General features: G+C 68.2%; 5 protein-coding genes and 1 tRNA gene. 2 read left to right on the top strand and 4 right to left on the bottom strand.

Annotation, left to right across the window (positions count from 1 at the left end):
- Nucleotides 1-96: 96 nt before the first annotated feature.
- Together JMF90_RS19675 and JMF90_RS19670 are read left to right on the top strand one after the other, a co-directional pair.
- Complete coding sequence (locus tag JMF90_RS19675; protein ID WP_011546130.1) at nt 97-1,071, top strand: GlxA family transcriptional regulator; 975 nt, start codon at nt 97-99, stop codon at nt 1,069-1,071.
- Between the two features lie 176 nt (nt 1,072-1,247).
- Nucleotides 1,248-2,222 carry a LysR family transcriptional regulator gene (locus JMF90_RS19670; protein WP_011546129.1) on the top strand — a complete coding sequence of 325 codons (975 nt, stop codon included), beginning with the start codon at nt 1,248-1,250 and terminating at the stop codon, nt 2,220-2,222.
- Nucleotides 2,223-2,330: 108 nt separating this feature from the next.
- Here JMF90_RS19670 and JMF90_RS19665 read toward each other — a convergent pair.
- The 4 genes from JMF90_RS19665 to JMF90_RS19650 form a co-directional block, all read right to left on the bottom strand.
- Nucleotides 2,331-2,407: transfer RNA gene (locus JMF90_RS19665), tRNA-Met, on the bottom strand.
- A gap of 161 nt (nt 2,408-2,568) precedes the next feature.
- Nucleotides 2,569-4,227: an MFS transporter gene (locus JMF90_RS19660; protein ID WP_011546128.1), complete on the bottom strand. Its 1,659-nt coding sequence runs from the start codon at nt 4,225-4,227 to the stop codon at nt 2,569-2,571.
- A 227-nt stretch (nt 4,228-4,454) separates the two neighbouring features.
- Nucleotides 4,455-6,008, bottom strand: coding sequence for a sensor histidine kinase (locus JMF90_RS19655; protein ID WP_011546127.1), 1,554 nt, complete (start codon nt 6,006-6,008; stop codon nt 4,455-4,457).
- Between the two features lie 17 nt (nt 6,009-6,025).
- Nucleotides 6,026-6,252: winged helix-turn-helix domain-containing protein (locus JMF90_RS19650; RefSeq protein WP_201325335.1), on the bottom strand; the 227-nt coding region annotated here is incomplete at its 5' end.

The following is a 6,252-nucleotide window of genomic DNA, read 5'->3' as shown; positions in this document are numbered from 1 at the left end:
AAGGGGCGCGCCGTTCGGCACGGGATGGACAGGTCGATTCTAGGCGCGTAGTGTTTGGCGAAATTGCCATATCACCCACGTTTTCAGCCAATCGCCATGCCTGCCGCCGCCCCGCGTTCGATCCTGGTCCTCGCGTTTCCCCGTGCCCAATTGCTCGATGTGACGGGCCCGTTGCAGGTGTTCGCGTCCGTCAACGAGCTCGCGCTGGAGCGCGGGCAGCCGGCGCCGTATGCGCCGCGCGTCGTGGCCGTCGAAGCGGGGCCCGTCGAGACGTCGTCGGGCCTCGTCGTGATGGCCGAGTCGCTGCGCGCGGCCGCGCGCCGTCCCGACACGCTGATCGTCGCCGGCGGCAAGGGCGTGCACGCGGCGTCGAAGGACGCGCGGGTGGTGCGCTGGGTGCGGCAGCAGGCCGGGCGCGCGCGGCGCGTGGCGTCGGTCTGCACCGGCGCGTTCCTGCTCGCCGAGGCCGGCCTGCTCGACGGGCGGCGCGCGGTCACGCACTGGGCGCGCTGCGACGAATTCGCGGCGCGCTACCCGAACGTGCGTGTCGAGCCCGATCCGATCTTCATCCGCGAAGGCGCGCTGTGGACGTCGGCCGGCGTGACGGCCGGCATCGATCTCGCGCTCGCGCTGGTCGAGGAGGACCTCGGGCGGGCGACCGCGCTCGACGTCGCGCGCGAACTCGTCGTATTCCTGAAGCGCCCGGGCGGGCAGGCGCAGTTCAGCACGATGCTGTCGATGCAGCGCACCGCCGACCGGTTCGGCGAGCTGCACGCGTGGATGGCCGAGCACCTGACGGCCGACCTGTCGGTGCCCGCGCTCGCCGAGCGCGTGAGCATGAGCGAGCGCAGCTTCGTGCGCCACTATCGCGCGGAAACCGGCCGAACGCCCGCGCGTGCGGTCGAGCAGATCCGTGTCGAGGCCGCGCAACGCCTGCTCGGCGAAACGACATGGCCCGTCAAGCGGATCGCCGGGCGTTGCGGCTTCGGTTCGGAGGAGACGCTGCGGCGCAGCTTCGTGCGCGTGCTGGGCGTATCGCCGCAGGGATATCGCGAGCGGTTCGTGCGGTGACGTGCGACGAATGAGCGGAGCCGCGGCGGCCGCTACCCGGAACTGAACGGAAACCGGTCGGTTTCCAGTCCGAAGTGTCGAAACTATTCAGGATCGGAGAACAATAGGCGGGGGCTTGTGCCGTGCCCGCCGCGCGCTCTATTCTGTCCCGTTGGCGATTCGAAGGGGGAAGCAGCATGGACCGCATCCAGGCAATGGAGGTTTTTACCCGCGTGGTCGACGCGAACAGCTTCACGCGGGCGGCCGACACGCTCGCGATGCCGCGCGCATCGGTGACGACCATCATCCAGAATCTCGAGGCGCTGCTCGGCGTGCGCCTGATGCACCGGACGACGCGCCGGTTGTCGCTGACGCCGGAGGGCGCCGCGTACTACGAGCATTGCATGAAGATCATCGCGGAGATCGCCGAGGCCGACGCGAGTTTCCAGGCCGGCAACCGCAAGCCGAGCGGCGTGCTGCGCGTCCACATGCCGAGTTCGCTCGGGCGGCGCGTCGTGCTGCCGTCGCTGTCGATCTTCCGGCAGCGCTATCCGGACATCACGCTCGAGCTGGGGCTGTCCGACCGCTACGTCGATCCGGTCGAGGAGGGCATCGACTGCATGATCCGGGTCGGGCCGCTCGAGGATTCGTCGATGGTCGCGCGGCGCATCGGGATGCTCAAGCGCGTGACGTGCGCGTCTCCCGATTACCTCGCCCGTCACGGCGAGCCGAACGAGATTGCCGATCTCGTCGAGCATCACGCGGTGAATTTTCGCTCGAGCCACGGCGCGCGGGCGATTCCGTGGGTGTTCATGATCGACGGCAAGCCGTTCGAGGTGCGGATGAACGGCAGCGTCACGGTCAACGACTCGGATGCCTACGTGACGTGCGGGCTCGAAGGCTTCGGGATGATCCAGCCGACGCTGTTCATGGTGCTGCCGCACCTGCTCGACGGCTCGCTGGTCGAGGTGCTGCCGGACAGCAATCCGAAGCCGAAGCCGATCTCGATCGTCTACCCGCACAACCGGCATCTGTCGCAGAAGGTGCGCGTGTTCGCCGACTGGATCGCGGAGGTGTTCGAGTCGACGCCGGCGCTGGAGGGCGGGGAGAACTGGCGGGGGAAGCTGCGGGCGGAGACGCCGGATACGCAGCGCGGAGCGGTGGTGGCGTAGTCTGGGCGCAGCGCGCGGCCTGAAGGCGGGCAACGCGCGCCGCCGCGTGCGCCCGATGAAGCAATGAAAAAAGCCGCTGTTTCGAAAGAAACAGCGGCTTTTCGCATTTGGTGGCGAATCAGGGATTCGAACCCCGGACCTGCGGATTATGATTCCGTCGCTCTAACCGACTGAGCTAATTCGCCGTGAAGACTTGAATTATGTCGATCGGCCGGTCAGCTGTCAATACCTTTTTCCATCTTTCCCGAAAAAAGTTGCCGACGGTCCGTGCCGGCCTCCATCGCGGGCGGGAGCCGGGCGCCGGAAGGCGATCCTCCGTCGGCCCTCCCCCGCCGCGGACCCGACATCAATCCTGCGCGTAGATGTCCGAGTCCTTCGTCTCCTTGACGAACAGCAGGCCGATCACGAACGTGGCCAGCGCGATCACGATCGGATACCAGAGCCCCGAGTAGATGTTGCCCTTCGCCGCGACGATCGCGAACGCAGTTGCCGGCAGGAAGCCGCCGAACCAGCCGTTGCCGATGTGATAGGGCAGCGACATCGACGTGTAGCGGATTCGCGTCGGGAACATCTCGACCAGCATCGCGGCGATCGGGCCGTAGACCATCGTCACGAAGATCACGAGGATCGTCAGGATCACGATCGTCATCGGCCAGTTGAGTTGCGCCGGGTCGGCCTTCGCCGGGTAGCCGGCCCCCTTCAGCGTCGACGCGAGGGTCTTGTCGAACGCCGCGCCCTGCGCCTTCGCGTCGGCCGCCTTGCCGTCGTAGGTCTGGATCACCGTGTCGCCGACCTTGATTTCGGCCAGCGTGCCGGCCGGCGCCGCGACGTTCTCGTAGTTCAGGCCGGCCTTCGCGAGCGCGCTCTTCGCGATGTCGCACGAGGTGGTGAACTTCGACGTGCCCACCGGGTTGAACTGGAACGAGCAGGTAGCCGGATCGGCGACGACCGTGATCGGCGCCTTCTGCGTCGCGAGTTCGAGCTGCGGGTTCGCGTAGTGCGTGAGCGCCTTGAACAGCGGGAAGTAGGTCAGCGCGGCGATCAGGCAGCCGGCAAGGATGATCGGCTTGCGGCCGATCTTGTCCGACAGCGAGCCGAAGAACAGGAAGAACGGCGTGCCGATCAGGAGCGCGATCGCGATCAGGATGTTCGCGCTGGCGCCGTCGACCTTCAGCGTCTGCGTGAGGAAGAACAGCGCGTAGAACTGGCCCGTGTACCACACGACCGCCTGGCCGGCCGTCAGGCCGATCAGCGCGAGGATCACGATCTTCAGGTTCTTCCACTGGCCGAACGCTTCGGTCAGCGGCGCCTTCGACGTCTTGCCTTCCGCCTTGATGCGCAGGAACACCGGCGATTCGTTCAGTTGCAGCCGGATCCACACCGACACCCCGAGCAGCAGGATCGATGCGACGAACGGCACGCGCCAGCCCCAGTTGCCGAACGCTTCCTCGCCGATGAACGTGCGCACGCCCAGGATCACGAGCAGCGACAGGAACAGGCCGAGCGTGGCCGTCGTCTGGATCCAGGCGGTGTAGAAGCCGCGCCGGTTGGCCGGCGCATGCTCGGCGACGTAGGTCGCCGCGCCGCCGTACTCGCCGCCGAGCGCGAGGCCCTGCAACAGCCGCATCGCGATGAAGATCACGGGGGCGGCGATGCCGATCGACGCGTAGCCCGGGAGGAAGCCGACCACGAACGTCGAGACGCCCATGATCACGATCGTCACGAGGAACGTGTGCTTGCGGCCGACGAGGTCGCCGAGCCGGCCGAAGACGATCGCGCCGAACGGCCGCACCGCGAAGCCGGCGGCGAAGCCGAGCAGCGTGAAGATGAACGCGGCGGTCGGATTGACGCCGGAGAAGAAGCTCTTGCTGATGTAGGCCGCGAGCGAGCCGGCCAGGTAAAAGTCGTACCACTCGAACACGGTGCCGAGCGACGACGCGAAGATCACCTTCTTCTCTTCGCCCGTCATCGGCGAGTGCGAAATTTGCCCGCCTAACGTTGCCATGAATCGTCTCCAAGTCCCTTGATATAGATGTGCGGCCGCCTTGGGAGGGGCGGGCCTGTCGACGATTATTGGCACGGAAACTTACGGCGCACTGACTTGCGCGTACAAAACGACTGCGCGTTAACCCGTGTCGAATCGGTCGCTTCGCGTGTCGATCGTGGCGTGAACGTCCGGTAAAGCGCCGGTTTCTGCGTATTGGCGCCGTGCCGTGGCGGCGCGCGTCAGGGTTAATCCGGGGCGGTATCGGTGAGCGGCAGGCTGATGCGCACCAGCGTGCCGGCGAGGCGCGGCGCGTGCTGGTAGACGTGATCGTCGAGCGTCAGCGTGCCGCCGTGCTGCGTGGCGATCTCGCGCACGATCGCGAGCCCGAGGCCGCTGCCGTCGCCTTCGCGGCCGAGGATCCGGTAGAAACGCTCGACGACGCGCTCGCGCTCGCCGGCCGGGATGCCGGGGCCGGTATCCTCGACTTCGAGATGCACGCGCCGCGCCGCGCGCTCGGCCCGCACGCGCACCGTGATGCGGCCGCCTTCGGGCGTATAGCGGATCGCGTTGTCGACCAGGTTGCCGAGCATCTCGCGCAGCATCACCGGGTTGCCGTCGACCTCGAGCGGCGCATCGTCGTCCGGGCCTTCGTACCCGAGGTCCATGCGTTTCGCGAGCGCGGCCTGCACCCAGTCGCGCACGGTGCGCCGCGCGAGCGAACCGATCTCGACCGGCTCGAACGTCAGCCCGCTCGCGCGGTTCTCGGCGCGCGCGAGCGCCAGCAGTTGCGTGACGAGCCGCGCGGCCTGCTCGGAGCTCGTCGCGATCTGCTCGAGCGAGCGCTGCACGTCGGGCGGCACCGGGTGGCGCAGCGCGAACTCGGCCTGCGTGCGCAGGCCCGCGAGCGGCGTCTTCATCTGGTGCGCGGCATCGGCGATGAAGCGTTTCTGCAGCGCCATGTTTTGTTCGAGGCGCGCGAGCAGGTCGTTGAACGACGTGACGAGCGGCTCGATCTCGGGCGGCGCGCGCTGCGCCTCGACGGGCGACAGGTCGTCGGGCCGCCGCGCGCGGATGTGCGCCTGCAGCGCGTTGAGCGGCGCGAGCCCGCGCGACAGCCCGAACCAGACGAGCAGGATCGCGAGCGGCAGGATCACGAATTGCGGCAGGATCACGCCCTTGATGATGTCGTTGGCGAGCGCATTGCGCTTGTCGAGCGTCTCGCCGACCTGCACGAGCACGGGCTGCGCGCCGCTCGTCTGCGGCAGCGCGACGGTCGTATACGCGACGCGCACGTCGTTGCCGCGCAGCAGGTCGTCGCGGAACACGACGACGCCCGGCGGCGGGCGGTCCTCGTCACGCGGCAGCGGCATGTCGGCCTCGCCCGCGACCAGCTCGCCGCGCGTGCCGAGCACCTGGAAGTAGACGCTGTCGATGTTGTCCGCGCGCAGGAAGTCGCGCGTCTGCTCCGGCAGCGTCAGCTCGGCGACGCCGTTGACCGGATGGATCTGGCGCGCGAGCACGTAGGCGTTGGTCTCGAGCGCGCGATCGAACGGGCTGTTCGCGATCGTCTTCGCGACGAGATAGGTGACGGCGATGCTCATCGGCCACAGCAGCAGCAGCGGCGCGAGCATCCAGTCGAGGATTTCGCCGAACAGCGAGCGCGGGCGCGGCGTTTCGGGCGATTCGGTCTCGTCGGGCGGCGCGAACGGGTTCTCGTAGCGCGCGTCGCGCGCCTCGTCGGCAGCCGACGACGGCGCGCCGGTCGGGTGGCGGGAAGGGGAATGGGCCGGCGTGGCCATCGCGGCGCCGCCCGGCGTCAGCGCAGCGGCGTGCCGGCCGCCGCGGGCTGGGGCGCCGCCGTGTCGGCCGGCGTCGCGGGCGCGACCTTCTCGAGGCAATAGCCGAGGCCGCGCACGGTCGAGATCCGCACGCCGCTCGGTTCGATCTTCTTGCGCAGCCGGTGCACGTAGACTTCGATCGCGTTGTTGCTGACTTCCTCGCCCCATTCGCACAGGTGATCGACGAGCTGTTCCTTCGACACGA

Origin of the sequence: Burkholderia sp. E168m23 (assembly GCF_016586125.1) — a bacterium.
Lineage (GTDB): Bacteria > Pseudomonadota > Gammaproteobacteria > Burkholderiales > Burkholderiaceae > Burkholderia > Burkholderia orbicola.
This window is presented reverse-complemented; position numbering and strand designations above follow the sequence as displayed.

Coding starts and splice junctions, on each gene's coding strand:
- JMF90_RS19660 (WP_011546128.1), bottom strand. CDS start 4,227: ATGGCAACGTTAGGCGGGCAAATTTCGCACTCGCCGATGACGGGCGAA.
- JMF90_RS19675 (WP_011546130.1), top strand. CDS start 97: ATGCCTGCCGCCGCCCCGCGTTCGATCCTGGTCCTCGCGTTTCCCCGT.
- JMF90_RS19655 (WP_011546127.1), bottom strand. CDS start 6,008: ATGGCCACGCCGGCCCATTCCCCTTCCCGCCACCCGACCGGCGCGCCG.
- JMF90_RS19670 (WP_011546129.1), top strand. CDS start 1,248: ATGGACCGCATCCAGGCAATGGAGGTTTTTACCCGCGTGGTCGACGCG.